This is a genomic window from Streptomyces sp. NPDC002018 (assembly GCF_042890865.1).
GTDB lineage: Bacteria > Actinomycetota > Actinomycetes > Streptomycetales > Streptomycetaceae > Streptomyces.
This window is the reverse complement of the sequence record NZ_JBIASO010000004.1, coordinates 419,178-444,866: the sequence shown is the minus strand read 5'-3', so window position 1 is coordinate 444,866 and position 25,689 is coordinate 419,178. Positions and strand designations below refer to the sequence as shown.

Annotated in this window: 22 protein-coding genes and 1 rRNA gene; 10 read left to right on the top strand and 13 right to left on the bottom strand. The window is 72.4% G+C overall.

Translation table 11 applies throughout. The features are described 5' to 3' along the window. Window positions 1–277, bottom strand: a 16S ribosomal RNA gene (locus ACFYYH_RS09555); the annotation flags it as partial. A gap of 882 nt (window positions 278–1,159) precedes the next feature. Here ACFYYH_RS09555 and trpS point away from each other — a divergent pair. Beyond that, window positions 1,160–2,158 (top strand): tryptophan--tRNA ligase, encoded by a 999-nt coding sequence (gene trpS / locus ACFYYH_RS09550; protein ID WP_388548094.1) that lies wholly within the window; start codon window positions 1,160–1,162, stop codon window positions 2,156–2,158. A gap of 107 nt (window positions 2,159–2,265) precedes the next feature. Here trpS and proC read toward each other — a convergent pair whose 3' ends face one another. The 6 genes from proC to ACFYYH_RS09520 form a co-directional block, all read right to left on the bottom strand. After that, window positions 2,266–3,075, bottom strand: coding sequence for a pyrroline-5-carboxylate reductase (proC, locus tag ACFYYH_RS09545; protein WP_388548091.1), 810 nt, complete (start codon window positions 3,073–3,075; stop codon window positions 2,266–2,268). A 145-nt stretch (window positions 3,076–3,220) separates the two neighbouring features. Then, window positions 3,221–4,027 carry an ABC transporter permease gene (locus ACFYYH_RS09540; protein ID WP_388548088.1) on the bottom strand — a complete coding sequence of 269 codons (807 nt, stop codon included), beginning with the start codon at window positions 4,025–4,027 and terminating at the stop codon, window positions 3,221–3,223. Beyond that, the gene (locus ACFYYH_RS09535; RefSeq protein ID WP_388548086.1) at window positions 4,024–4,794 is read right to left on the bottom strand and encodes an ABC transporter ATP-binding protein; all 771 of its coding nucleotides are present in this window, start codon (window positions 4,792–4,794) and stop codon (window positions 4,024–4,026) included. Before ACFYYH_RS09535 ends, ACFYYH_RS09540 begins: the two co-directional genes overlap by 4 nt. A gap of 305 nt (window positions 4,795–5,099) precedes the next feature. Next, window positions 5,100–5,864, bottom strand: a complete 765-nt coding sequence (locus ACFYYH_RS09530; RefSeq protein ID WP_388548084.1) for a class I SAM-dependent methyltransferase — start codon at window positions 5,862–5,864, stop codon at window positions 5,100–5,102. 33 nt (window positions 5,865–5,897) lie between these two features. Beyond that, entirely contained in the window at window positions 5,898–6,428 is a 531-nt protein-coding gene (locus ACFYYH_RS09525; protein ID WP_388548134.1) for a hypothetical protein, read from the bottom strand. A gap of 75 nt (window positions 6,429–6,503) precedes the next feature. Beyond that, window positions 6,504–6,818 carry a peptidase gene (locus ACFYYH_RS09520; RefSeq protein WP_388548083.1) on the bottom strand — a complete coding sequence of 105 codons (315 nt, stop codon included), beginning with the start codon at window positions 6,816–6,818 and terminating at the stop codon, window positions 6,504–6,506. Window positions 6,819–6,941: 123 nt separating this feature from the next. On the opposite strand from ACFYYH_RS09520, the gene ACFYYH_RS09515 reads away from it, so the two are divergent. After that, complete coding sequence (locus tag ACFYYH_RS09515) at window positions 6,942–9,362, top strand: PQQ-binding-like beta-propeller repeat protein (protein ID WP_388548081.1); 2,421 nt, start codon at window positions 6,942–6,944, stop codon at window positions 9,360–9,362. A gap of 242 nt (window positions 9,363–9,604) precedes the next feature. Here the strand turns inward: ACFYYH_RS09515 and ilvD are convergent, their stop codons facing one another. The 4 genes from ilvD to ACFYYH_RS09495 form a co-directional block, all read right to left on the bottom strand. Further along, a complete protein-coding gene (gene ilvD, locus ACFYYH_RS09510; RefSeq protein ID WP_388548078.1) occupies window positions 9,605–11,455 on the bottom strand; it encodes a dihydroxy-acid dehydratase in 1,851 nt (616 codons plus the stop codon). Window positions 11,456–11,673: 218 nt separating this feature from the next. Continuing rightward, window positions 11,674–12,285 carry a TetR family transcriptional regulator gene (locus ACFYYH_RS09505; protein WP_388548076.1) on the bottom strand — a complete coding sequence of 204 codons (612 nt, stop codon included), beginning with the start codon at window positions 12,283–12,285 and terminating at the stop codon, window positions 11,674–11,676. Window positions 12,286–12,322: 37 nt separating this feature from the next. Continuing rightward, window positions 12,323–13,363 carry a sugar phosphate isomerase/epimerase family protein gene (locus tag ACFYYH_RS09500; RefSeq protein ID WP_388548073.1) on the bottom strand — a complete coding sequence of 347 codons (1,041 nt, stop codon included), beginning with the start codon at window positions 13,361–13,363 and terminating at the stop codon, window positions 12,323–12,325. A gap of 187 nt (window positions 13,364–13,550) precedes the next feature. Continuing rightward, complete coding sequence (locus tag ACFYYH_RS09495; RefSeq protein ID WP_388548071.1) at window positions 13,551–14,483, bottom strand: Ppx/GppA family phosphatase; 933 nt, start codon at window positions 14,481–14,483, stop codon at window positions 13,551–13,553. A 40-nt stretch (window positions 14,484–14,523) separates the two neighbouring features. On the opposite strand from ACFYYH_RS09495, the gene ACFYYH_RS09490 reads away from it, so the two are divergent. Next, the gene (locus tag ACFYYH_RS09490; RefSeq protein WP_388548068.1) at window positions 14,524–15,402 is read left to right on the top strand and encodes a hypothetical protein; all 879 of its coding nucleotides are present in this window, start codon (window positions 14,524–14,526) and stop codon (window positions 15,400–15,402) included. Window positions 15,403–15,655: 253 nt separating this feature from the next. Here ACFYYH_RS09490 and ACFYYH_RS09485 read toward each other — a convergent pair whose 3' ends face one another. Then, window positions 15,656–17,521 carry a hypothetical protein gene (locus ACFYYH_RS09485; RefSeq protein WP_388548067.1) on the bottom strand — a complete coding sequence of 622 codons (1,866 nt, stop codon included), beginning with the start codon at window positions 17,519–17,521 and terminating at the stop codon, window positions 15,656–15,658. Window positions 17,522–17,695: 174 nt separating this feature from the next. On the opposite strand from ACFYYH_RS09485, the gene radA reads away from it, so the two are divergent. Next, on the top strand, window positions 17,696–19,105 hold the full coding sequence (gene radA / locus ACFYYH_RS09480; RefSeq protein WP_388548065.1) for a DNA repair protein RadA: 1,410 nt from the start codon (window positions 17,696–17,698) through the stop codon (window positions 19,103–19,105). Between the two features lie 44 nt (window positions 19,106–19,149). Continuing rightward, complete coding sequence (gene disA, locus ACFYYH_RS09475) at window positions 19,150–20,274, top strand: DNA integrity scanning diadenylate cyclase DisA (protein WP_046507681.1); 1,125 nt, start codon at window positions 19,150–19,152, stop codon at window positions 20,272–20,274. A 140-nt stretch (window positions 20,275–20,414) separates the two neighbouring features. On the opposite strand, the gene ACFYYH_RS09470 is transcribed toward disA, so the two are convergent. Next, window positions 20,415–21,350, bottom strand: coding sequence for a hypothetical protein (locus ACFYYH_RS09470; RefSeq protein WP_388548063.1), 936 nt, complete (start codon window positions 21,348–21,350; stop codon window positions 20,415–20,417). Window positions 21,351–21,547: 197 nt separating this feature from the next. Between ACFYYH_RS09470 and ACFYYH_RS09465 the strand changes: the two genes are divergently transcribed. The 5 genes from ACFYYH_RS09465 (at window position 21,548) to cseB (ending at window position 25,647) form a co-directional block, all read left to right on the top strand. After that, window positions 21,548–22,255 carry a phosphatase PAP2 family protein gene (locus ACFYYH_RS09465; protein WP_388548060.1) on the top strand — a complete coding sequence of 236 codons (708 nt, stop codon included), beginning with the start codon at window positions 21,548–21,550 and terminating at the stop codon, window positions 22,253–22,255. Between the two features lie 93 nt (window positions 22,256–22,348). Beyond that, window positions 22,349–23,341, top strand: a complete 993-nt coding sequence (locus ACFYYH_RS09460; protein WP_388548059.1) for an A/G-specific adenine glycosylase — start codon at window positions 22,349–22,351, stop codon at window positions 23,339–23,341. Window positions 23,342–23,603: 262 nt separating this feature from the next. Then, entirely contained in the window at window positions 23,604–24,275 is a 672-nt protein-coding gene (locus tag ACFYYH_RS09455; protein WP_388548132.1) for a SigE family RNA polymerase sigma factor, read from the top strand. Further along, window positions 24,272–24,931 carry a hypothetical protein gene (locus tag ACFYYH_RS09450; protein WP_388548057.1) on the top strand — a complete coding sequence of 220 codons (660 nt, stop codon included), beginning with the start codon at window positions 24,272–24,274 and terminating at the stop codon, window positions 24,929–24,931. Before ACFYYH_RS09455 ends, ACFYYH_RS09450 begins: the two co-directional genes overlap by 4 nt. Window positions 24,932–24,939: 8 nt before the next feature. Continuing rightward, window positions 24,940–25,647 carry a two-component system response regulator CseB gene (cseB, locus tag ACFYYH_RS09445; RefSeq protein ID WP_388548055.1) on the top strand — a complete coding sequence of 236 codons (708 nt, stop codon included), beginning with the start codon at window positions 24,940–24,942 and terminating at the stop codon, window positions 25,645–25,647. Window positions 25,648–25,689 lie beyond the last annotated feature (42 nt).

Sequence of the window (25,689 nt, the reverse complement as noted above, 5' to 3'; positions counted from 1 at the left end):
CCGTCGTCGCCTTGGTAGGCCATCACCCCACCAACAAGCTGATAGGCCGCGGGCTCATCCTTCACCGCCGGAGCTTTCAACCCTCTCCCATGCAGGAGAAAGTATTATCCGGTATTAGACCCCGTTTCCAGGGCTTGTCCCAGAGTGAAGGGCAGATTGCCCACGTGTTACTCACCCGTTCGCCACTAATCCACCCCGAAAGGCTTCATCGTTCGACTTGCATGTGTTAAGCACGCCGCCAGCGTTCGTCCTGAGCCAGGATCAAACTCTCCGTGAATGTCTACCGGAACCAAATCCGGTCACACACACGAGAGCGGGACCATCGGCCGGAATAAGACCGACGGTCCACAGCGTCCTCGCTGTGTTTCTATCAAAGGAACCTCAACCCACCGGACGATCGTCCGCTAGGCCGGGGTATCAACATATCTGGCGTTGACTTTTGGCACGCTGTTGAGTTCTCAAGGAACGGACGCTTCCTTTGTACTCACCCTCGCGGGCTTTCCTCCGGGCTTCCCTTCGGTCCTGCTGTTTTACTTGTCTTACTGTCTTGCTGTTCTTCCGTGTTGCTGTCTTGCGTTTCCGACTCTATCAGACTCTTTCGTGTCCGATTCCCCGTCGGAGCGGGGCTTGCTTTCCAGTTCTTCGCTTTCGCGTTTCCCTTTCCGGCGATTCCGACTCTACCAGATCCTTTCGGGCCTGATTCCCAGTCAGAGTGGGCTGTCCTCTCGGCCCTTCGGCCGTTCCGACGAGTGAGACTTTAGCGGAATCCGGGGCTCCGAACCTAATCGGGGCCGCGTTCCTTCGAACGCGGATTCCTCATTTCGCAAAGACGCACGCAAAAGAATGCGACGAGCCGTCGCACGCTGGTGGTGAGTCCTGCGGAATGACTGTCCGGGGACCGACCTGGGCCGGTGCTCACGTCGGACAGCCCGGAGAACATTACGGATCTGTGTTTGGCGTGTCAACTTCGTGGTTCGGCCGCTAGCCTGGGGCCATGACATCGCATGCGCATCTCCTTCAGTGGTGGCCCGCCTGACGGCGGCCGCCAGATACGTATGCGCTCAACGGCCGCCGCTTCGGCGGCCGTTCGTGTTTCTCCCCCTCGGGAGTCCAGTCCGGCCGTCCGGGACGGCGGCTCCGACCAGGAGGGTGAGAAGAGATGACCCGGATCTTCAGCGGGATCAAGCCGACAGGGCATCTGACGCTGGGCAACTACCTCGGGGCCGTCCGGCGGTGGGTCGAAGTGGATCAGCACGCGGCCGAGGCCCTGTTCTGTGTGGTGGATCTGCACGCCCTGACCGTCGAACACGATCCGGCCCGGGTCCGCAGACTCAGCCGGCAGGCCGCCACGCTGCTGCTGGCGGCCGGTCTCGACCCCGCGCTCTGCACCGTGTTCGTCCAGAGCCATGTGGATGAACACGCGCGGCTCTCGTATCTGCTGGAGTGCACGGCCGCCGACGGGGAGCTGCGGCGCATGATCCAGTACAAGGAGAAGAGCGCGCGGGCACGGGCGTCGGGCGAGAGCGTCCGGTTCTCCCTGCTGTCGTATCCGGTGCTGATGGCGGCGGACATCCTGGCCTACCGGACCGACGAGGTACCGGTCGGGGACGACCAGACCCAGCATGTCGAGCTGACCAGGGATCTCGCGGTGCGGTTCAACCAGCGCTACGGGCAGACGTTCACCGTGCCGCGGGCGACCAGGCCGACGGTGGCGGCACGGGTCATGGATCTCCAGGACCCGGCCTCGAAGATGGGGAAGTCGCACGAGTCCGGTGCCGGGATCGTCTATCTGCTGGACGACCCCGATGTGGTGCGGAAGAAGATCATGCGATCCGTCACCGACAGCGGACGGGAAGTCGTGTACGACCGGGAGACCCGGCCGGGGGTGGCGAATCTGTTGGAGATCCTGGCGGCCTGCGAGAACGGGAACCCGAGCGAGCTGGCCGATGGGTACGCGTCGTACGGCGCGCTCAAGAAGGACACCGCGGAAGCGGTCGTCGAGACGCTGCGGCCGTTGCGGGAGCGGCACGCGGCCCTGGTGGCGGATCCCGGTCAGGTGGACGCGGTGCTGACAGCGGGAGCGGACCGGGCCAGGAGGCTGGCCCGGCCGGTGGTCGACGCGGCCTACCGGGCGATGGGACTGCTCCCGGCCGGCTGAGCCCGGTACGGGGCCGGACGGCCGACCCGTACGTCTGACCCGTATGCCTGGGCGGGGACACGCGGGGACACACGGTGTCCCCGCCCGGGGGCACTCGGGAGCGGCGGTCAGCCGGTGCCGGAGGCCAGGGCGCGGCTGCGGTCGCGGGCCGCCTCGATGGCGGCGATGAGGGCCGCGCGTACGCCGTGGTTCTCCAGCTCCCGGATGGCGTTGATGGTGGTGCCGGCGGGGGAGGTCACGGCCTCCCGGAGCTTCACCGGGTGCTCGCCGCTGTCGCGCAGCATGATGGCGGCGCCGATGGCGGCCTGGACGATCAGTTCGTGGGCCTGGGCGCGGGGCAGGCCGAGGAGGATGCCGGCGTCGGTCATGGCCTCGACGAGGAAGTAGAAGTACGCCGGGCCCGAGCCGGAGAGGGCGGTGGCGGCGTCCTGCTGGGACTCGGGGACGCGGAGGGTCTTGCCGACGCCGCCGAAGATCCCTTCGGCGTGGGCGAGGTGCACGGGGAGGGCATGGCTGCCGGCGGAGATGACGGACATGCCCTCGTCGACGAGGACGGGGGTGTTGGGCATGACCCGGACGACCGGGGTGCCGGTGGCCAGGCGCTCCTCGATGAAGGCGGTGGTGATACCGGCCGCGGCGCTGATGATCAGGCGGTCGGCGGTGACATGGGGGGTGAGTTCGTCGAGGAGCTTGCCCATGTCCTGGGGCTTGACGGCGAGGATGAGGATGTCGGCGCGCTTGGCGGCGTCGCCGTTGGTGACGGTCTCGACGCCGTAGCGGCCGCGCAGTTCCGCGGCGCGGTCCTCGCGGCGGGTGGTGGCCAGCAGGTCGGCGGGGCGCCAGCCGGCCCGGATCATGCCGCTGAGCAGGGCCTCGCCGATCTTGCCGGTGCCGAGGACTGCGACTGTCTGGGGCATTTCGGGGTCACCTCGCCGGTGGGGATGGGTGGAGCGGTCGTCCGCTTTCCATCCTCGCACCGGGGTCGGGGGGTGGGTGTGAGCTGTCCGATGGGCGGTACGGCGTGGGCGTACGGGGCGAACACGCGTTCCCACGGGACAACTCTTAGGACGTACGGCGGCGGAGGGTGGCCGCGCCCAGGGCCAGGACGAGCACGGCGCAGCCCGCGACGACCAGCACGTCACGGACGAAGTCGCCGGTGATGTCGGGCTGGCGCAGGACCTCGTTCATGCCGTCGACGGCGTACGACATGGGCAGCGCGCCGGAGATCGCTTCAAGGACCGGGTGCATGTCCGGGCGCGGGGTGAAGAGGCCGCAGAGGAGGAGCTGGGGAAAGATCACCGCCGGCATGAACTGGACGGCCTGGAACTCGGAGGAGGCGAAGGCGGAGACGAAGAGTCCGAGGGCCGTGCCGAGCAGGGCGTCGAGGAGCGCGACCAGGAGAAGGAGCCAGGCGGATCCCACGACGTCCAGCCCGAGGGCCCAGAGCGCGAGGCCGGTGGCGAGGGCGGACTGGACGACGGTGAGGAGGCCGAAGGCGAGGGCGTAGCCGGTGATCAGGTCGGCCTTGCCCAGGGGCATGGCAAGCAGGCGTTCCAGGGTGCCGGAGGTGCGTTCGCGCAGGGTGGCGATCGAGGTGACCAGGAACATGGTGATGAGCGGGAAGATGCCGAGGAGCGAGGCGCCGATGGCGTCGAAGGTGCGCGGGCTGCCGTCGAAGACATGGCGGAGCAGGAAGAGCATCACGCACGGGACGAGGATCATCAGCGCGATCGAGCGCGGGTCGTGCCGGAGCTGGCGCAGGACACGGGCGGCGGTGGCCAGGGCGCGGGCGGCGGAGAAGGGCGCTGTCGCGCCGCCCGTCCTCCCAGGGGTGCCGGTGCGGGTCGCGGCGGGGGTCGTGGTGGTCATCGGGCGCTCTCCTGGAGGGCGTCGGCCTGGTCGACCAGGTGGAGGAAGGCCGCTTCGACGGTTTCGGAGTGTGTACGGGTGCGCAGGGCGTCCGGGGTGTCGTCGGCGAGGATCTCGCCGTCGCGCAGCAGCAGGAGCCGATGGCAGCGTTCGGCCTCGTCCATGACATGGGAGGAGACGAGGATCGTCGTGGCGCGCTCGGCGGCGAGGTGGTGGAAGAGGTCCCACAGGTCCCGGCGGAGGACGGGGTCGAGGCCGACGGTCGGTTCGTCGAGGACGAGGAGTTCGGGGGTGCCGAGCAGGGCGACGGCGAGGGAGACCCGGCTGCGCTGGCCGCCGGAGAGGCGGCCGGCCAGTGTGTCGGCGTGGGAGGCGAGGTCGACGTCGGTGAGGGCGCGGGTGACGCTCTCACGGCGGGCGTCGCGGCGGGACCGGCCGGGGTCGAGCACGGCGGCGAAGTAGTCGAGGTTCTGCCGGACCGTCAGATCGTCGTAGACGGAGGGGGCCTGGGTGACATAGCCGATCCGGGCGCGCAGCGCGGCGTCCCCGGCGGGCCTGCCGAGGACATCGAGGGTGCCGGTGACCTTGGCCTGGGTGCCGACGACGGCGCGCATCAGGGTCGACTTGCCGCAGCCGGAGGGGCCGAGCAGGCCGGTGATCCGGCCGGGGGGTACGGAGAAGCCGAGGCCGCGCAGAACGGTGCGGTCGCCTCGCCGGACGGTGAGGCCATGGGCATGGATGGCCTCACCCTCAGCAGAATTCATCATGTGATGAATAGTGGGCGCCGGGGACCGCACCGTCAAGGAGGTGCGCGCAACGCGGGGTTCCGGCGGCGCGGGGGTTCCGGCGGCGCGGGGTGCCGGCCGCGCGGGGTGCCGGCCGCGCGGGGTGCCGGCCGCGCGGGGTGCCGGCCGCGCGGGGTGCCGGCCGCGCGGGGTGCCGGCCGCGCGGGGGTCTCAGGTCTCGCGGGGGTCTCCGGTCTCGCGGGGGTCTCCGGTCTCGCGGGGGTCTCCGGTCTCGCGGGGCTCGGTCGCCCGGGGCCCGCGTCGTACGAACCGTTCGGCGTCCCGTCTCAGGCGGCGGGCGGGGCGGGCGCGCGGCGCGTGACGGTCAGTTCGACGGCGTAGGCCTCGTCGACGAGTCCGTCCGGGAAGACCGTGAGCAGTTCGGCGCGCTCCTGGGCGAGGAAGCGGGCGGTGCCCTCCTCGCCGAGCATCCGGAAGACCGAGTGGGTGGCCAGGTTGTCGAGATGGGTGTCGAGGGTGACCGGGCGGGTCCAGCGCACCAGGCGCTCCTCGGTGCGCAGTCCTTCGGGCAGATCGCGGTGGCCCCGGGCGGTGCCGTGGACGCCATGGGCGCCGTCGCCGGCCCATCGGCGGATCCGCGCGTCCTGGGCGGCGATCCACGGCACCTCGGCGTCCGAGACGTTCCACCAGAGGGCGAGCGCGCCCCCGGGCGCCAGCACCCGCAGGGCCTCGGGGAGGGAGCGGTCCCGGTCGGTCCAGTGCCAGGACTGGGCATAGGTGATGAGGTCCGCGGTGCCGTCGGCGAAGGGCAGGGCGTCCCCCAGGCCCCGGACCAGCGGGACATCGGGGAGGGTGCGGTGGAGCCGGTGCGCCATGCCGGGGCCCGGTTCCACGGCGATGACCCGCGCCCCCCGCTCGCGCAGCAGACGCGTGGCGATACCGGTGCCGGCGCCCACGTCGACGACACGGGAGCCGGCGAGAGGGCGGCCCGCCAGCTCCTCGACGGCGTCGAAGAGCGCGGGCGGATATCCGGGGCGGGACGTGTCGTACTGGTCGGCGACGGCGTCGAAGGAGAGTGCTCGCTTGGTCATGGACCCATCCTGCTGGCCGGGGCCGGGACGGCTCTATCCTCGCCCGGGTTTCCTGCTCCTCGCGGCGCGCCGGGCCGCCGGGTTGCCCGTGCGGGCGGTGCGGCGGCGCTCGTACCGGACGACGGCCGCCTCGTACTCGCGACGGCGCAGCCCCTCCCCGGGGGCCTCGGCGAGGGAGCGCAGGAAGTAGGCGGTCAACGAGCCGATGAAGCCGATCGCCCGCAGACCGCGCAGGGACTCCTCGCGGCCGGGGTCGGCCGGACGGCGGGTGAAGCCCTCCCAGGTCTTGCGGAAGGCGACGGCGCCGCACACCGCGAACATCACGACGACGAGCAGGCCCACGAAAGAGCCCACCTCCGCGATCTCCAGGCCCTGGTAGGCGAAGCGGAGGACGAAGCAGGCGGCGAGGGTGGCGGCGAGCGCGCCGACGGCGACCGCGACCCGACGGGCCGCGTATCCGCCGTCGTGGGCGACCCAGCTCGTACCGAAGAAGCGGATCGCCTCGGGCTCCGGGCCACCACGGCCACGGCCGCCGTCGTCCGCGGTCACGGTCGTGGCCGTGATGGCCTCGGGGTGTTCATGCTGCTCCGGGTGGTCGCTCACGGGGTGATTATCCCCCCGCGCGGTTCACCCCGGGCATCAGGTGCAGCGCACGGTGATGTAGCCGTCGCTGCCCGTGTGTACGTAGGCGTCGGAGATGTACTGGCCGTTGGCGATGTTGTCCCAGATATTGGTGGTTCCGTACGGACCGGAGACCCACTCCCCGGGCTTCTGGCAGTTGATCGGCACGGTGGCGCCGTACGCGAGTACCCTCACGAGCCGGTAGTTCGTACCCGGTCCGCTGCGTACGTTCACCCGGTAGCCCGGCGCGACCGGATAGCGGGTCGCCGCGACCATCTCGACCGCCGCCTCCCCGGCTTCCCTCACGTCGCTCTCAACCTCTTCGACTGCCATTCGGTCCTCCCCCATTGAAGGTGCACAATCTGCTCGGCAGGCTAGCAACCGATGGCTGGATCGCACGCATCATCGACTAGGCTCCGTGCGTCGCGTTTGCGCACGAATACACGGGGGTGGGCGATGCCACCACTGCGCAACACCGGGCCGGCCCCGGAAGCGGAACGTCCGGATCACGCCGGTCACTATCTGCTCGAAGCAGCCTTGGGTTCGGGCGGTATGGGGGTGGTCCATCTGGCCACCTCCGCCTCGGGGTTGCGGCTCGCCGTCAAGGTCATCCATGTCAACCACGCCTCCGATCCGGAGTTCAGAGCCCGGTTCCGGCAGGAGGTCGCGGCGGCCCGCCGGGTGAGCGGAGCCTTCACCGCACCCGTCGTGGACGCCGACCCGGAGGCGGAACGCCCCTGGATGGCCACGCTGTTCATCGACGGCCCCACCCTCTCGGAGCGGGTGAAGCGGAGCGGCCCGCTGAACGCGGACGAACTGTTCAGACTCGGCGCGGGACTGGCCGAGGGGCTTCGCGACATCCACCGGGCCGGTGTGGTGCACCGCGATCTCAAGCCGAGCAATGTCCTGTTGGCGTCGGACGGGCCCAAGGTCATCGACTTCGGTATCTCGCGCCCGGCCGACAGTGATCTGCGGACGGAGACGGGCAAGCTGATCGGGACGCCGCCGTTCATGGCGCCCGAGCAGTTCCAGCGCCCGCGCGAAGTCGGCCCCGCCGCCGATGTGTTCGCGATGGGCGCGTTGCTGGTCCACGCGGCGACCGGGCGCGGCCCCTTCGACTCGGACAGCCCGTATGTGGTCGCGTACCAAGTCGTCCACAACGAGCCGGACTTGGCGGGGGTGCCCGAGAGCCTGCTGCCGCTGGTCGCGCGATGCCTGTCGAAGGAGCCGGAGAAGCGGCCGACGCCCGACGAACTGATGGCCGCGCTCCGCACCTCCGGGCATGGCCCGTGGGAGCCGCGGGGAACGGCCGACGCGTCCCGGCCGGCCGGGGCACGGGGGGCGAGGTCGCTCATACCGGCGCAGCGGCGCTGGCCCGAGGCGGCCGGGAGCGAGGATTCCGAGCCCACCAATCACTCGGGTCACCCCGGCCGCCCCGGCCGCCCCGGTCGCTCCGGTCGCTCCGGGGCGGCGGGGGAAGCCGGAGAGGCAAGGGATGCCGGGGACGCCGGGGAGGGCCGCGCCGGGGGCGTGGGCTCCGCGGCTGACGTGTTCCCGGGCGACGGCTCCGTGCCTCCCGCGCCGGCCGGCGACGGGTTTCGTACCACCCGGCTCAGGGCAGGGCGGCAGCCCGGGACCGTCCCGTCCCCCCGTCGCCGTCTCCCGCGCGCCCGTTGGCTCGCGGCCGGGGCGGCGGTGGCCGCGCTGGCCGGGGCCGGCTTCGCCGGGGTACGTGCCACGACGGACGACGGCACCGTCCCCGCCCCGCCGAGCGCCGGACGGTCCGGCGGCGAGGCGGCCCGCCCCTGGCAGATCGAGCTGGGCGGCGGCAGCGGCAGCGGCGCGAACCGTATGCCGGTCTGTTCGGCCGACGGCACCGCCGTCTACTGCACGGCTCCCGGGGTCAAAGCCGCCCGGATCAGCCCCGTGGACGGCCGGGTCGACTGGTCCGTGAAGAACGGGGGAGGGGACCACGCCCTCACCGACGCCGACGAGGGCGCGGCCCCGGTGCTCTCCGGCGGGCTGCTCCATGTCATCACGCCCGGCGGCGGCCGGCTGGAGGCGCTGGACCCCGCCTCGGGCGCCGAGCGCTGGCACGTCGACATCTCCTCGTACGCCACCGTCCGGCACGCCGGCGACTCCGTGCTGCTCGTCTCGTACGACGGGACGGTGCGGTCGCTGGACGGCGCGACCGGCGCCGAGCGCTGGGAGAGACAGCGCGGCGGGACCGGTTCCGTCTGGACGGCGGGCGGCGCCGACGGTCCGCTGTTCGCCGCCACACCCTCGCCCGACGGCACCGCCACGGAGGTGAGCGCCGTCGATCCCGCCGACGGGGACCTGCTCTGGGAGAAGCGGCTCACCGGCACGCTCACCCCGGCGGGGGCGTCGGAAGATACGTTCTTCCTGCTCTCCAGCGGTATCAACGACATGACCGACGCCGTCGTACGGCTCGACGCGTCGAGCCGTGCCGTACGGCGTGTCCCGCTGCCCTCGCCGGTCGACCAGGCCCAGGCCACCGTCGCCGGTGACCTGGTCTATGTCGTCGGCTACACGGGCTCACTGCTGGCCGTCGACACGGGCGGAGGCGCGACGGCGGGGCCCGGTCAGCGCTGGCGGCTGGAGACCTCGGTCACCCGGGCGTCGCGCCCGACGGCCGCGGGGAAGTGGCTCTTCATGAGCGCGGGCGACGGGCGGCTGCTCGCCGTGGACGCGGCGCGCGGGGTTCTGGCGGGTCAGACGAAACCGCGGATGGGTGAGGGGCGCGACACGCTGTCCGGGACGCTGCCCACACCGGTCGCCGTCCCCGGCAGGGTGCTCGCCAGCGCGCCCGACGGGTCCCTGTTCGCGGTCGGCAGCGAGGACCCCGCGCGCTGGTGACCTGTTCCCACCACGGGGCGGCAGTGAGCCACGGGTGGGAGCGAGCCACGGGGTGGCAGTGAGCCATGGGGTGAGAGCTAACCACGGGTGGGAGCGAGCAGGAGTGACAGCCGTACGCCCCGGTCCCTGTGCGGGAGCCGGGGCGCGAAGGCCTCATCACGGGCGCGCGGGCCTCACCACACGCCGGGGGCGGCGGCGGACGCGCGGGGGCGGCGGCGGACGCGCGGGGGCGGCGGAGCGGGTCAGCCCAGACGGGTGACGTCCCGCACCGCTCCCTTGTCCGCGCTCGTCGCCATCGCCGCGTACGCGCGCAGCGCCACCGAGACCTTGCGTTCCCGGGCGGCCGGCGCGTACACGCCGTTCAACGCCTCGCGGCGCGCCGCCAGCTCGTCCTCGGCGACGAGCAGTTCGATCGCGCGGTTCGGGATGTCGATCCGGATCCGGTCGCCGTCGTGGACCAGCGCGATCGTGCCGCCCGAGGCCGCCTCGGGCGAGGCGTGGCCGATCGACAGACCCGACGTACCGCCGGAGAAGCGGCCGTCGGTGACCAGCGCGCAGGACTTGCCCAGTCCGCGGCCCTTCAGATACGAGGTCGGGTAGAGCATCTCCTGCATGCCGGGGCCGCCGCGCGGGCCCTCGTAGCGGATGACGATCACATCGCCCTCGGTGATCTCCTTGCGGAGGATCTTGTCCACGGCGGCCTCCTGCGACTCGCAGACGACGGCCGGGCCCTCGAAGGTCCAGATCGACTCGTCGACCCCCGCCGTCTTCACGACACAGCCGTCGACGGCGAGATTGCCCCTGAGGACCGCCAGTCCGCCGTCCTGGGAGTAGGCGTGGGCGACATCGCGGATACAGCCGTTCGCGGCGTCCGTGTCGAGCGTGTCCCAGCGCTCGGACTGGGAGAAGGCCTCGGCGGAACGGACACAGCCGGGGGCCGCGTGCCACAGCTCGACGGCCTCCTCGGACGGTGAACCGCCGCGCACGTCCCAGGTGTCCAGCCAGCCCTTGATGCTCGGCGAGTGGACGGTGTGCACGTCCTCGTTGAGCAGACCGCCGCGGTACAGCTCGCCCAGGATGGCGGGGATGCCGCCGGCCCGGTGGACGTCCTCCATGTAGTACGTACCGCCGGGGGCGACGTTCGGCGCGACCTTGGCCAGACACGGGACGCGGCGCGAGACGGCGTCGATGTCGGAGAGGCCGTACTCCAGCTCGGCCTCCTGCGCGGCGGCGAGCAGATGGAGGATGGTGTTGGTCGAGCCGCCCATGGCGATGTCCAGCGCCATGGCGTTGTCGAAGGCGGCGCGGGTGGCGACATTGCGCGGCAGGACCGACTCGTCGTCCTGCTCGTAGTAGCGCTTGGTGATCTCGACGACCGTGCGGCCCGCGTTCTCGTACAGCGCCCTGCGGGCGGTGTGGGTGGCCAGCACCGAGCCGTTGCCGGGCAGCGAGAGGCCGATCGCCTCGGTCAGACAGTTCATCGAGTTGGCGGTGAACATGCCGGAACAGGAACCGCAGGTCGGACAGGCGTTCTCCTCGATACGGAGGATGTCCGCGTCCGAGACGCTCTCGTCGACCGCGTCCGCGATCGCGTTGATCAGGTCGAGCTTGCGGACCGTACCGTCCACGAGCGTCGCCTTCCCGGCCTCCATCGGGCCGCCGGAGACGAAGACCGTGGGGATGTTGAGGCGCATCGCGGCCATCAGCATGCCGGGGGTGATCTTGTCGCAGTTGGAGATGCAGATCAGCGCGTCCGCGCAGTGCGCCTCGACCATGTACTCGACCGAGTCGGCGATCAGATCGCGGGACGGCAGGGAGTAGAGCATCCCGCCGTGGCCCATCGCGATGCCGTCGTCGACGGCGATGGTGTTGAACTCGCGCGGCACGGCGCCCGCGGCCTTGATCGCCTCGGAGACGATCCGGCCGACCGGCGCGAGATGCGTGTGCCCCGGCACGAACTCGGTGAAGGAGTTGGCCACCGCGACGATCGGCTTGCCGATGTCCGCGCTCGCTACGCCCGAGGCTCGCATCAGGGCGCGTGCGCCCGCCATATTGCGGCCGTGGGTGACAGTGCGGGACCTCAGCTCGGGCATCGTCGTTCGCTCCTTCGGCGGATCCATCGTCGGCAGATCCATGGGCGGAAATGACTGTCTAAGAGCGTACGCCCACGCTCCAAGATCTGGACACGCCGTCCGCTATACGGAACGGCCGCCCACACTGCGGTCACCCGGAACCGGCCGCCCGGCCTTGATCACTCGGCCTTGGTCGCTCGGCCTTGGTCGCTCAGCCTCCGTCACTCGGCGTTGGTCGCTCAGCCTTCGGCCAGATACCGCTGGAGCGTGGGCGCCACCATCGCGACGATCTTCTCGGAGTCCGCGGAGGCAAGCGGCTCCGCCTTGATCACATACCGGAGGAACGCGATCCCGATCATGTGCGACGCGGCCAGTTCGGCGCGGAACGTCGGATCCGGTACGTCCAGCTCCTCCGCGACCCGCTCCAGCAGCCGGCGCAGGACGAACGTACGCAGCACCTTCGCCGCCGCCTCGTGCGTCAGGGCGGAACGGATGACCGCCAGCAGCGGCGCCCGGGTCACCGGGTTCTCCCAGACACCGATGAAGTAGCGGGCGAGCCGCTCCCCGATCCCGTCGGGGCCGCCGGCGAGCAGCGCGGGCACCATCAGGGCCGGTTCGAAGGAGACCTCGACGGCCGCAGCGAAGACCTCGTCCTTCGTACCGAAGTAGTGGTGGACCAGGGCGGGGTCGACGCCCGCGGCCTTGGCGACGCCCCGGATGGACGTCTTGTCGTAGCCGCGCGCGGCGAACTCCGCGCGGGCCGCCTCCAGGATCCTCTGCCGGGCGCCGGGGCCCGACTCCGTGTCCTTGCGGGCGGGACGGCCACGACGGCGCGGAGCCGTGTCGGTCATGGGGCCTCGCCGGTCGTCTCGCCGGTCGTCTCGCCGGTCATGAGGGGCGCGCCCCCGAGGAGCCCGGGGTACGGGACGGGCGGGACTCACGCCCGGCGGACGGTGCCGGGGGCGATGTCCGGGCGGATGCCGCCGACGACGTCGAGGACGAGGAGGACGAGGAGGCCTCCCGCCGCGGCGCGGCCGGTGCCGCGCCCTGCCCGCCGGGGCCACCGGGTACTCCCTGCCCGCCGGGGCCTCCGGGGCCTCCGGCCGGTGTGCCGGCCGGCCCCCGGGCCGGCGCGAGATGCAGCCGGGTGAAGGCCAGCGCCTCCGCCAGATCGGCCTCACGCTCCGCCGACGACATCGCCCGGCGGGTGTTGACCTCGATCACGACATGGCCGTCGAACGCGGAGCCCGCCAGCCGTTCCAGCAGTTCGGCGCAGGGCTGCGTGCCCCGGCCCGGCACAAGGTGCTCGTCCTTCGCCGAGCCCCTGCCGTCCGCGAGATGGACATGCCCCAGCCGGTCGCCCATCCGGTCGACCATGCCCATGGCATCGGTGCGGGCGGTCGCGGTGTGCGAGAGATCGACCGTGAAGTGCCGGTAGTCGTCCCTGGTGACGTCCCAGTCCGGCGCGTACGCGAGCATCTCGCGGTCCCGGTACCGCCAGGGGTACATGTTCTCGACCGCGAACCGTACGTCCGTCTCCCCCGCCATCCGCCAGATGCCGGTGACGAAGTCGCGCGCGTACTGCCGCTGCCAGCGGAACGGCGGATGGACGACCACGGTGGAGGCGCCGAGCCTCTCGGCCGCCGCCCGCGCCCGCTGGAGCTTCACCCACGGATCGGTCGACCACACCCGCTGGGTGATCAGCAGACAGGGCGCGTGGATCGCCAGTACCGGCACCTGGTGATAGTCCGAGAGCCTGCGCAGCGCCTCGATGTCCTGGCTGACCGGATCGGTCCACACCATGACCTCGACCCCGTCGTACCCGAGGCGCCCGGCGATCTCGAAAGCCGTCGCCGTGGACTCCGGATAGACCGAGGCCGTCGACAGGGCGACCTTCGCATCCGGGACCCGCACCACTGGTTCTGCCACGGAGACAGCGTAAGGGCACCTTCCAGGTGCTGTCCGGGCGATCTTCGTGGAACAGCCCGGGGCGTCCGGTGCGGTACATCGCAAGGCGGAGGATCGTTCTCGTACTGGACGTACTTGGACGATTCCGACAACGCGGCGAGGTGCCGTGCCAGGCGTTCCGGGCCCGCGAAGATCGACCGGACAGGGCCTAGGTGGTCGGGAGTTGGTCGAGGCGGCGCAGGATGATGCCCTCGCGCAGCGCCCAGGGGCAGATCTCCACCACGTCGATCCCGAACAGGTCCATCGCGCCCTCCGCGACCAGCGCTCCTGCCAGGAGCTGGGACGAGCGCCCCTCGGAGACACCGGGGAGCCCGGCGCGCTGGAGGGAGGTCATCGCGGCCAGCTCGGGGACCCACTCCTCCAGTGACGTACGACTCAGTTCGCGCTGTACGTACAGGCCCTCCGCGGAGCGCGCGGCCCCCGCGAGCCGGGCGAGCTGCCGGAAGGTCTTGGACGTCGCCACCACATGGTCCGGGGTGCCGAAGCGGGCGAACTCACCGACCGTACGGGCGATCTGGGCGCGTACATGGCGCCGCAGCGCCTTCACATCGATCGGGTCGGGCGGATCGCCGGGCAGCCAGCCGGCCGTCAGCCGTCCCGCGCCCAGCGGCAGGGACACGGCGGCGTCCGGCTCCTCGTCGATTCCGTACGCGATCTCCAGGGAGCCGCCCCCGATGTCCAGGACCAGCAGTTTCCCGGCCGACCAGCCGAACCAGCGGCGGGCCGCGAGGAAGGTGAGCCGGGCCTCCTGCTCGCCGGTGAGCACTTCGAGGTCCACGCCGGTCTCGCTCCTGACCCGCCCGAGCACCTGGTCCGCGTTGAGGGCCTCCCGTACGGCGGAGGTCGCGAACGGCAGCACGGCCTCGCAGCCTTTGTCCTCGGCGGCCTGGAGCGCGTCGGCGATCGTCGCGACGAGCCGGTCGACACCGTCGGGCCCTATGGCACCGTCCGCGTCGAGCAGCTCGGCGAGTCGCAGCTCCGCCTTGTGCGAATACGCCGGCAGCGGGCGGGCGCCACGGTGGGCGTCCACCGCCAGAAGATGAACGGTGTTCGAACCGACATCCAGGACTCCGAGTCTCATGAACGGAACGCTACTGCGGGCGCGCGCATACGCTGGAGCCGTGCCAAAGACGAAAAAGGCGAAGCCGGGCAAAGCCAGCGGCCCGAACAAGCAGGAACGACCGGAGGAGGTTCGGGAGGCCCGCGCCGCACGTCATGCGCGGAACACCCGGAAGACTCCGCCGGTCCCCGACGAGAAGGGCCTGGACTTCGCTCGCGCCTGGGTCGAATTCCCCGACCCCGCCGACGAGGAGCAGGTCTTCCGGTGCGATCTGACCTGGCTCACCTCGCGGTGGAGCTGTGTCTTCGGCAGCGGCTGCCAGGGCATCCAGGCGGGCCGTGCCGATGACGGATGCTGCACGCTGGGCGCGCACTTCTCCGACGAGGACGACGAGAAGCGGGTCGCCGGACACGTGGCCCGTCTCACCCCCGAGCTGTGGCAGTTCCACAAGGAGGGCACGACGGCCGGCTGGACGCAGACCGACGACGACGGCGAGCGGCAGACCCGGCGCTGGAAGGGCTCGTGCATCTTCCAGAACCGTCCCGGCTTCGCCGGCGGCGCGGGCTGTTCGCTCCACATCCTGGCCCTGCGCGAGGGCCGCGAACCGCTGGAGACGAAACCGGACGTCTGCTGGCAGCTTCCGGTGCGGCGTACGTACGACTGGATCGAGCGGCCCGACGACACGCGCGTGCTCCGGGTCTCGATCGGTGAGTACGACCGGCGGGGCTGGGGTCCCGGCGGCCACGATCTGCACTGGTGGTGCACGTCGGCGACCTCGGCGCACGGGGCGGGCGAACCGGTCTACCGGACGTACCGGCCCGAGCTGACGGAGCTGATGGGCGAGGCGGCGTACGAGGAACTGGCCGGGCTGTGCGAGCAGCGCCTGGCGAACGGGCTCCCGCTGGTGGCGCCGCATCCGGCGGACCCCGCCGGGGCCTGAGCGCCGGGGCCCTGAGCGCGACCGGATCCCGCTCGGGTCCTTGACGGGCGCCGCCGGGGCCGGTCGGGGCCCGGACGGGACCCGGGCGGCGCCCGAACCCCGGCCCGCCCCCGACCCTCCCTGCGTGGCCTCGGCGGGAATCCGCACGGCCGACCGGCCGTACGTACGCCGACCGCAGGCCGCCGTGAGCACCGTGGGCCGCCGGACGCCGTAGGCCGCCGGACGCCGTGGGGCGCCGACGCCGTCGCGCCGGTCAGACGGGGGTGACCGGGGGCTCGTACTCGGGAACCGTCGGATCCTCGTCCGGCGGCTGCTGATCGCCGGGGATGGGTCCCGGGCCCTCGGACCCCGGATCCGTGGGCCCGGGACCGCCGGGGTCGGTGGGTTCCGGACCGCCCGGATCCGTGGGCCCTGGATCGGTGGGGCGGGACGGACCCGGCTCCGCGGGATCCGGGGAGCCCGGGGGCTTCGGCCCGCCGGTCCCGGGGTGGCCGGGATTCCCGGAGCCGCCCGGCCGGCCCGGGTGGGCCGGTGGGTGGCCCGGATGGCCGGGACGCCCCGGACGGCCCGCGGACGGCGGCCGGGAGCCCTGGCCGTGGATGTTCACGACCGCTCCCGCGGGACGGAGCGCGATCCGCTCGCTCCAGGGCCCCGACGGCTCGCGCCGGTGGTCCACGAAGACCCGGATCGTCACGGACTCACCGGGCGCGAGCGTGCCGTGGTCCTGGCTCAGCCGGAGCCAGGAGGCGGTCGTCCCGGCCCTCCAGGCGACCGGCGACCTGCCCGACGCCCTGAGCGTGATGGTCGTCAGACCGCCGGCCGACCGCGCCTCGACCGTGATCCGGCCCGGGACGGGCTGTCCCGGGAGCGCCGACGGCATGCCCGTACCGTCGCTGATGACCTCGACGGAGATGTCCGACGTACGGCCGTCGTCGCCGAAGCGGGAGTCGCTCGCGGCGCTCCCGGTGTTCTCGTACCGGTCGTACGGCCGCCCGTGGCCGGGCTTGTCCGCCTCTCCCGCGCTGACCGAGGAGCCTTCGTGGCCCTCGTCCGCCGGGGACTCGGCCTGGTACGCCGCCCAGAGCGCGAGCACGGGAGCGGCGACGACGGTCGCCACGACGGTGGTCGTCAGGGCGCGGGCCCGCAGCCGGCCCCGGCGGGCGGCCCGGTCCTTGGGGTCCACCGGGAACCCGTCACGGCCGAGGCGCGGCGCCGCCGCTCGGGCCCGTGCGGCGCGTGTCATCGCGGTGTGCACGGCGGTCCTCGGTGCCGTGACGAGGGGCAGGACGGCGGGGGTGGCCGCCCGCGCGGCGGAGGCGGGCCGGGCGGGGGTGCCCGGGGGCGCGGCGGGGGCCCCGGCCGGCGGGGTACGGGACCCGGGCCAGGGGCCGGCCGCCTCGACCCGCTCGGCGGCGCGGCGGCAGCGCGGGCAGTCGTCGACGTGCCGGACGAGTTCACGCCGGAGCGCGGCGGACAGCAGTACCCGGTGGTCGCCGGTGAGCCGGGCGACGGAGGGACAGTCGCCCGCGTCGACGACGGCCAGCGCGGCGCGGGTGCGCTCCACCTCGCAGGCCGCGGAGGCGAGCAGCTCACGGGCGGCGGTGGGCTGGAGCGAGAGCACGGCGGCGGCCTCGCGCGGGCCGAGCTGATGCCGTACGGCCAGTTCCAGGATCTCGCGCTGTTCCGGTGTGGTGCCGGCGGCCTCGGGCCAGGCCAGGAGACCCAGTTCATGCGCGCGGCGCGCGGTGATCTCCGGCGTGGGGTCCGCCGCCGGTGCGGGCTCCGGCGCGCGTGGGCCCGAGTGCGCCCCCTGGCGGTTGCGGCGGTCTTCGGTGAGCTTGCGCTGACAGGCCCAGCGGGCGAGCGCGTACAGCCACGCCTTGCGCTCCCCCTCAGCCGTCGGGGACCGGCCGTACTGGCGGTCGGCGACCGCCAGGGCGTCGCCGAGCGCCTCGGTCGCGTCGTCGTGGTCGCAGAGCACGGAGAGGCAGTACGTGAACAGACCGTCCAGGTACGGCTCGTACCGTGCGGGTGGGTGCTGCGCCACCGACCGGGGCGCACGGCGGGGCGCGCGGTGTGCGCCGGTGGTGTGCGGGGAGGATCCGGGGCTGCTGCTCATCACCCGGCGACCGTAGACAGCGCGACCCGCGCCTTTCACACCCCTTGAGCACATTTAACTCTTACGGGTGAACGCATCCCCCGTAAGGGGATCCCGGGGGCGCGTGCCGCCGCTCCGGACGGGGGTGCGGTCGTCGTGGTCGGCGCTGTCGGTGGGGCCCTATACGGTGACGCCATGGCTGCCCGTACGAAATCCGCCAAGGACAGGCCGTCCTACCGCTGCACCGACTGCGGCTGGACGACCGCCAAGTGGCTCGGCCGATGCCCCGAATGCCAGGCGTGGGGCACGGTCGAGGAGTACGGCGCGCCCGCGGTACGGACCACCGCGGCCGGCCGGGTCTCCACCGCCGCGCTCCCGATCGGCCAGGTCGACGTCCGTACGGCCACGGCGCGCTCCACGGGCGTGCCCGAGCTGGACCGGGTGCTCGGCGGGGGCCTGGTCCCGGGCGCCGTCGTCCTGCTCGCGGGTGAGCCGGGCGTCGGCAAGTCCACGCTGCTGCTCGATGTCGCGGCGAAGGCGGCCAGTGACGACCACCGCACGCTCTATGTGACGGGCGAGGAGTCCGCCAGCCAGGTCCGGCTGCGCGCGGACCGGATCAAGGCCATCCACGACCATCTCTATCTGGCCGCAGAGACCGATCTCTCCGCGGTCCTCGGCCATCTCGACGCGGTCAAGCCGTCCCTGCTGATCCTGGACTCCGTACAGACCGTGGCCTCGCCCGAGATCGACGGCGCGCCCGGTGGGACGGCCCAGGTCAGAGAGGTCGCGGGCGCGCTCATCCGGGCCTCCAAGGAGCGTGGTATGGCCACCCTGCTCGTGGGCCATGTCACCAAGGACGGCGCGATCGCGGGGCCGCGGCTGCTCGAACACCTGGTGGACGTCGTGCTGTCCTTCGAGGGCGACCGGCACGCCCGGCTGCGGCTCGTCCGCGGTATCAAGAACCGGTTCGGGGCCACGGACGAGGTCGGCTGCTTCGAGCTGCACGACGAGGGGATCACCGGTCTCACCGATCCGTCGGGTCTCTTCCTCACCCGGCGTGACGAGCCCGTTCCCGGCACCTGCCTCACCGTCACGCTGGAGGGCCGCCGTCCCCTCGTGGCCGAGGTGCAGGCGCTGACGGTCGACTCGCAGATCCCCTCGCCCCGGCGCACCACCTCGGGGCTGGAGACCTCCCGGGTCTCGATGATGCTCGCCGTGCTGGAGCAGCGCGGCCGGATCAGCGCGCTCGGCAAGCGGGACATCTACAGCGCCACGGTCGGCGGGGTGAAGCTCTCCGAGCCCGCCGCCGATCTCGCGATCGCCCTCGCGCTGGCCTCCGCGGCCAGCGACACCCCGCTGCCGAAGAACCTGGTCGCGATCGGCGAAGTGGGGCTCGCGGGCGAGGTCAGACGGGTCACGGGCGTGCAGCGCAGGCTCGCGGAGGCCCATCGGCTGGGCTTCACCCAGGCCCTCGTGCCGACCGATCCGGGGAAGATCCCCGCCGGTATGAAGGTCACAGAAGTCGCCGACATGGGCGATGCTCTCAGGGTGCTGCCGCGCCGGGGTCGTGCGGAGGCCCCACGGGAGGACAACGCTCGCCGGTAGACTTTGCCCTGGTCTCGCCCATCCGTACGAGCCGGAGGAGTGCAGTGGCAGCCAACGACCGGGCATCAGCACCCGGAAAGTCCGGCGCGGGCTCCGGCAACGAAGCGCTGATGCGCGCCTCCCTGAGCGCGGTCGCGCCGGGTACGGCCCTGCGCGACGGGCTGGAGCGGATCCTGCGCGGAAACACCGGCGGTCTCATCGTCCTGGGCATGGACAAGACCGTCGAGTCGATGTGTACCGGCGGGTTCGTGCTGGACGTGGAGTTCACCGCGACCCGGCTGCGCGAGCTGTGCAAGCTCGACGGCGCTCTCATCCTCGACAAGGACATCACCAAGATCCTGCGGGCCGGCGTCCAGTTGGTCCCCGAGTCCTCCATCCCCACGGAGGAGACCGGCACGCGCCACCGCACCGCGGACCGGGTGTCCAAGCAGTGCGGCTTCCCCGTCGTCTCCGTGTCGCAGTCGATGCGGCTGATCGCGCTCTATGTGAACGGGGAGCGCCGGGTCCTGGAGGAGTCGGCGGCGATCCTGTCCCGGGCGAACCAGGCGCTGGCGACCCTGGAGCGGTACAAGCTCCGCCTCGACGAGGTGGCGGGCACGCTCTCGGCCCTGGAGATCGAGGACCTGGTGACGGTCCGGGATGTGACGGCCGTCGCACAGCGGCTGGAGATGGTGCGCCGGATCGCCACGGAGATCGCCGAGTACGTGGTCGAGCTGGGCACCGACGGCCGGCTCCTCTCGCTCCAGCTCGACGAGCTGATCGCGGGGGTGGAGCCGGAGCGGGATCTGGTCGCGCGCGACTATGTGCCGGAACCGACCGCGAAGCGGGCCCGTACGGTCGACGAGGCGCTCGGGGAGCTGGACTCCCTGACCCACTCGGAGCTGCTCGAACTGCCCACGGTGGCCAGGGCGCTGGGCTACAGCGGGGCGCCGGAGACTCTCGACTCCGCGGTCTCGCCGCGTGGTTACCGGCTGCTGGCCAAGGTGCCGCGGCTGCCCGGTGCCATCATCGAGCGGCTGGTCGAGCACTTCGGCGGACTCCAGAAGCTGCTGGCGGCCAGCGTGGACGATCTCCAGACGGTGGACGGTGTCGGCGAGGCGCGGGCCCGCAGCGTGCGGGAGGGTCTGTCGCGGCTCGCGGAGTCGTCGATCCTGGAACGGTACGTCTGACCCGCACGCTCCTACGGCGAACGCCCCGGCCCATGGGCCGGGGCGTTCCGCGTCCGTGGCGGGAGCGGCTCAGTCCTTCCCCGTCGGTCCTTCCCTGTCAGCCCCTCCCCATCGGTCCTTCCCCGTCAGCCCTTCCGCCGTCAGTCCTTCTCCAGGCGGATGGACTGCTGGCCCTGCTTCACCGTGGCACGCGAGCTGGTGGCCTCGACCAGATACGTTCCGGGAACGACGGCCCCCGCGGGCGGAGTGGCGCACCGCGGCGCGCTCTGCCTGCGGTCCCACTGCACGGTGCGGGTGACGGTCTGTCCCGCCGGGACCTCGAAGTACAGCCGGCCGGTCCTCGGGCAGTCGGCGGAGGACCAGACCTCTTCGTCCTCGGCGTCGGTGACCGTCAGCACCATGGCCTTCGGCCCGAAGTCCGCCTTGCAGGTGGTGCCCGACGTGTTCTTGACGATCAGCCGGAACGCGGGCTTCTCGCCCGGCTCGTAGGCGACCTTCGTCGTGGCGAGCGTCAGCGCCAGGGAGTTGGGGGCGCAGTCGGGGAGCGCGGAGCCCGCGCCGACCGCCCGTCCGGTGGTGGTGCCGCCGTCGCCGGTGCCCGTACCCCCGCCGCCGGCACCGCCGTTGGCCGTTCCTGCGGCGCCGCCCGCGCCACCCGGCCCGCCCGCGCCGCCCGTACCCGCCGCGCCTCCCGCGCCGGTGCTTCCGCCGCCGCCCGCGCCTCCGGTGCCGCCGCCGGTGTCTCCGGTGCCGCCGGTACCGCCGCTCTTGCCACCGTCGGCGCCGGAGTCCGTACCGCCGTCGCCACCGCCGTTCCCGCCGGTGCCGCCCGATTCGTCGCGTCCGCCCGGCTGTTCACTGATGGCCGGTCCCGATCCGGACGGCCCGGGGGTGATGGACGTCGCGGGATTGGCGCCGTCGGACGTGTCGCCGTTCTTCCTGCCCCCGCCCCCGGTGGCGCTGACGAACCAGACCACCAGCAACGCGAGCAGCGCGATCAGCGTCGCCGCTACTGCCCTCCGTCGCCAGTAGATGGTGGAGGGAAGCGGCCCGACCGGATTGCGCAAAGATCCCACGGCGGCAACTGTACGAGAGATCAGGGCCAACTCCCGCCCCACATGCCGCCCGTCTCAGCAAGTTTTACGGATCATCATCCCGGAACGCCCTTCAGGAATAGCACTTTTGACCATGAAGAGACCCCTTCCTTTCGTCCAGGATGCGTCTTTGGCCAGGGGGCGATGTGACCAACAGCCGTCATCTGTACGTTGATCACATGAACGGCAGTGCAACGAGCGATCTCTATCGCGACATCACCGACTTCGCCCGCACCACCCCAACCTGGGTCCAGCACCTGGCCGAACTGTGGACGGAGGCAGGGCTGCTGGTGTTCGGCCTGCTCTTCGTGACCGTCTGGTGGTCCTCCCGGCGGAGCGGCACACGGGCCGTGGCCCTGGCGGTGCTCGCCCCGCTCGCCACCGCGATCGCCTATGTGACCAGCGAACTGTCCAAATCGGTCCTGCGGGAGGAGCGGCCGTGCCGCGCGGTCGCCGGGGCCGGCACCCCGCTCGTCCCCTGCCCGCCGGTCGGCGACTGGTCCTTCCCCAGCAACCACTCCACGATCGCCGGAGCGGCGGCGATCGCCCTCGTGATCGCCCGTCCCCGGCTCGCGTTCCTCACCGTACCGATGGCGCTGCTGATGGCGTTCTCACGCGTCTTCGTCGGGGTCCACTACCCGCACGACGTGGCGGTGGGCCTGGTCCTGGGCGCGGTCGTGGTCACGCTGGTGATGCTGACGGCGGCCCGGCCGGTGGGGCTGCTCGTCGCGACGATGCGTACCAGCCGTTCGAGCCTGTCGCTCTGGCTGGCGGGGCCGGGCGGTCCGCCGGCCGCTCCGGTCCGCCCCGCCCACGCCGCCGCCGCGCCCGTCCGGACCGACCTCGGGGACTCCCCCACGATGACCATCCGGACCCCCCGGGGCTGAGCCACCCGGCGGCGGCGCGCCTGCGACAACCTCCGGCCCACGCCCGTCCGCTGCACCGTCCACGCCTCGTGACGTGCCAGGATCGGTGGTGCCATGACTGCTACCTCAGCGCACTCCGCGACCTCCACGGCCTCCACCCCCTCCCCCGCTGCCCCCGTCTCCCCCGAATCCCCCGTCCCGCCGGCCTCCGTGACCAGGGCGGCCGGCATCGACCCGGCCGCCCTGCACACCCCCGTCATCGCGTGGTTCGAGACGCACGCGCGCGATCTGCCCTGGCGCCGCCCCGAGGCCGGCGCCTGGGGTGTGATGGTCAGTGAGTTCATGCTCCAGCAGACCCCGGTCAGCCGGGTCCTGCCTATCTACGAGCAGTGGCTCGCCCGCTGGCCGCGCCCCGCCGATCTGGCCGCGGAGGCCCCCGGCGAGGCGGTACGCGCCTGGGGCCGGCTCGGCTATCCGCGCCGCGCGCTGCGACTGCACGGCGCGGCGCAGGCGATAACGGAGCGGTACGGAGGCGACGTACCCCGCGAGCACGCGCAGCTCCTCTCGCTGCCCGGGATCGGTGAGTACACGGCCGCCGCGGTGGCCTCGTTCGCGTACGGACAGCGGCACGCCGTGCTCGACACGAATGTGCGCCGGGTCTTCGCGCGCGCCGTCACCGGTGTCCAGTACCCGCCGAACGCGACCACGGCCGCCGAGCGGAAGCTGGCCCGTGCCCTGCTGCCCGAGGACGCGGCGACCGCGGCGCGCTGGGCCGCCTCCTCGATGGAGCTGGGCGCGCTGATCTGCACGGCGAAGAACGAGGAGTGCGCGCGCTGCCCGATCGCCGCGCGCTGCGCCTGGCGGCTCTCCGGCAAGCCCGCGCACGAAGGCGCCCCCCGGCGCGGCCAGACGTACGCGGGCACGGACCGCCAGGTGCGCGGCAGGCTTCTGGCCGTCCTGCGTGACGCGGTCGGCCCGGTGCCGCAGACGGCCCTGGACGCGGTCTGGGACGAACCGGTGCAGCGCGCCAGGGCGCTGGACGGTCTGGTCGCGGACGGACTGGTCGAGCCCCTGGAGAACGGCGTCTACCGGCTCCCGCAGAGCTGATCCGGCCCTGACCCGAGTGATCCGGTCCTGACCCGGTCCTGACCCGGTCCTGACCCGGTCCCGTCCGGCCGCACCCGGCCGACCGGGCCGGGTGGGGCCGCGCCGGACGGCGTCCGCACCCCCGGCCGGCCGTTACACAACCGATGGGCAGCCGTGCGTTTACCGACGGCTGTCCCGCACATCTCCGTGACAACCCCTCCGTAATTTCGGTGCCGTGGGCGAACGAACGGCACGGATGGTCACAGGGGCGGAGGCGGTCGGCATGGCGCAGGGCGAGGTGCTCGGATTCGAGGAGTACGTACGGACCCGGCAGGAGGCCCTGCTGCGCAGCGCCCGCCGTCTGGTCCCCGACCCCGTCGACGCGCAGGACCTGCTCCAGACCGCCCTGGCCCGTATGTTCGGCCGCTGGGACGGCATCGCCGACAAGTCGCTCGCCGACGCCTATCTGCGCCGGGTCATGATCAATACCCGTACGGAGTGGTGGCGCGCGCGCAAGCTCGACGAGGTGCCCACCGAGCAGCTCCCCGACGCGCGCGTGGAGGACGGCACGGAGCAGCACGCCGACCGCGCCCTGCTGCTGGAGATCCTGGAGGTCCTGGCACCCAAGCAGCGCGGTGTCGTGGTGCTGCGACACTGGGAGCAGATGAGTACGGAAGAGACGGCGGCGGCGCTCGGGATGTCGGCGGGTACGGTGAAGAGCACGCTCCACCGGGCGCTGGCCCGGCTCCGTGAGGAGCTGGAGAGCAGGGAACGGGCGAGCAGGGAAGCGGCGCACGCGGAGCTGCGCGCCGCCCGCGCCCCGGAGCGTACGGCCCGTCGCCGGGACAGGACGGACGGCCTGGGCACCCCCGGTGAGCGCGACCGCGATGCGCGCGGTACACGCGATGGGCACGGCGGTCGTGAGGAACGGGGGCGGGAGAGGTGCGCGGCGTGACAGGCCCCGGCCGTCCGGGGGGCACGGCCCGCGCGGCGGGCGCCCCGGCCCTGGCCGGGCTCGCCGCTCTCATCGTGCTCGCCACCGGCTGCTCGGCCGGCGGCACGGGGACCAGGGACGAGGGCGCGGCGGTGACCATGCCCGTCGAACGGGCGATACCGGCCCCCCGCACATCCCGGCCGGCCCCCGCGAGGACCGTCGACGCGGTGTCCCTGCTCCGACGGGATCCGAAGGTCGGCCGGCGGATCAAGGCCGATCTCAAGCCGTGCGCCGAGGACACCTACCCGGTGGACACCTCGTACGGAGATCTCACCGGCGGCGCCGCGCCCGATGTCGTGATCAATGTGATGACCTGCGCCGACGCGATCGGCATCGGCACCTATGTGTACCGGTCCGAGGACGGCCGCTACCGGAACGTCTTCGCCAGCGAGGAGCCCGCCGTCTACGCCACCATCGACCGCGGCGCGCTGGTGGTCACCCGGCAGGTGTACGCGAAGGGCGATCCGGTCTCGTACCCCTCCGGGGAGGACGTCGTCACCTACCACTGGGGCGACGCGAGGTTCAGCGAGCGCTACCGGGTGCGCAACGACTACAGCAGGGCGGTGGGCAACGGAGGCGTGAGCACGCCCGTGCCGACCGTGCCGACCGGGAACTGAGGCCGGGGATGGCCGGGACCCGTGTGCTGTTCGTCGAGGACGACGATGTCATCCGCGAGGCCACCCAGCTCGCGCTGGAACGCGTCGGCTTCGTGGTCACCGCCAGGCCCGACGGGCTCTCCGGGCTGGAGTCGTTCCGCGCCGACCGGCCGCACATCGCGCTGCTCGATGTGATGGTCCCCGGTCTGGACGGCGTCAGCCTGTGCCGGCGTATCCGCGACGAGTCGACCGTGCCCGTGATCATGCTGTCGGCGCGCGCCGACGCCATCGATGTGGTGCTCGGCCTGGAGGCCGGCGCCGACGACTATGTGACCAAGCCCTTCGACGGGGCGGTGCTGGTCGCCAGGATCCGGGCCGTACTGCGCCGCTTCGGCCACGCGGGCGGCCCCGCGGCGCAGGACGGGAACGGGCGGGACGAGCCCGGCGGCCGTGGTGTGCTGACCTTCGGCGAGCTGGAGGTCGACACGGACGGCATGGAGGTGCGCAGGGCCGGTGAGCCGGTCGCGCTGACCCCGACGGAGATGCGGCTGCTGCTGGAGTTCTCGGCCGCGCCGGGGACCGTGCTCTCCCGCGACAGACTGCTGGAGCGGGTCTGGGACTACGGCTGGGGCGGCGACACCCGGGTCGTGGACGTCCATGTCCAGCGGCTGCGCACCAAGATCGGACAGGACAGGATCGACACGGTCCGCGGCTTCGGCTACAAGCTCAGGGCATGAGACGGCGCACGGTATGACCCCTGACAGCACGCACCGTACGGA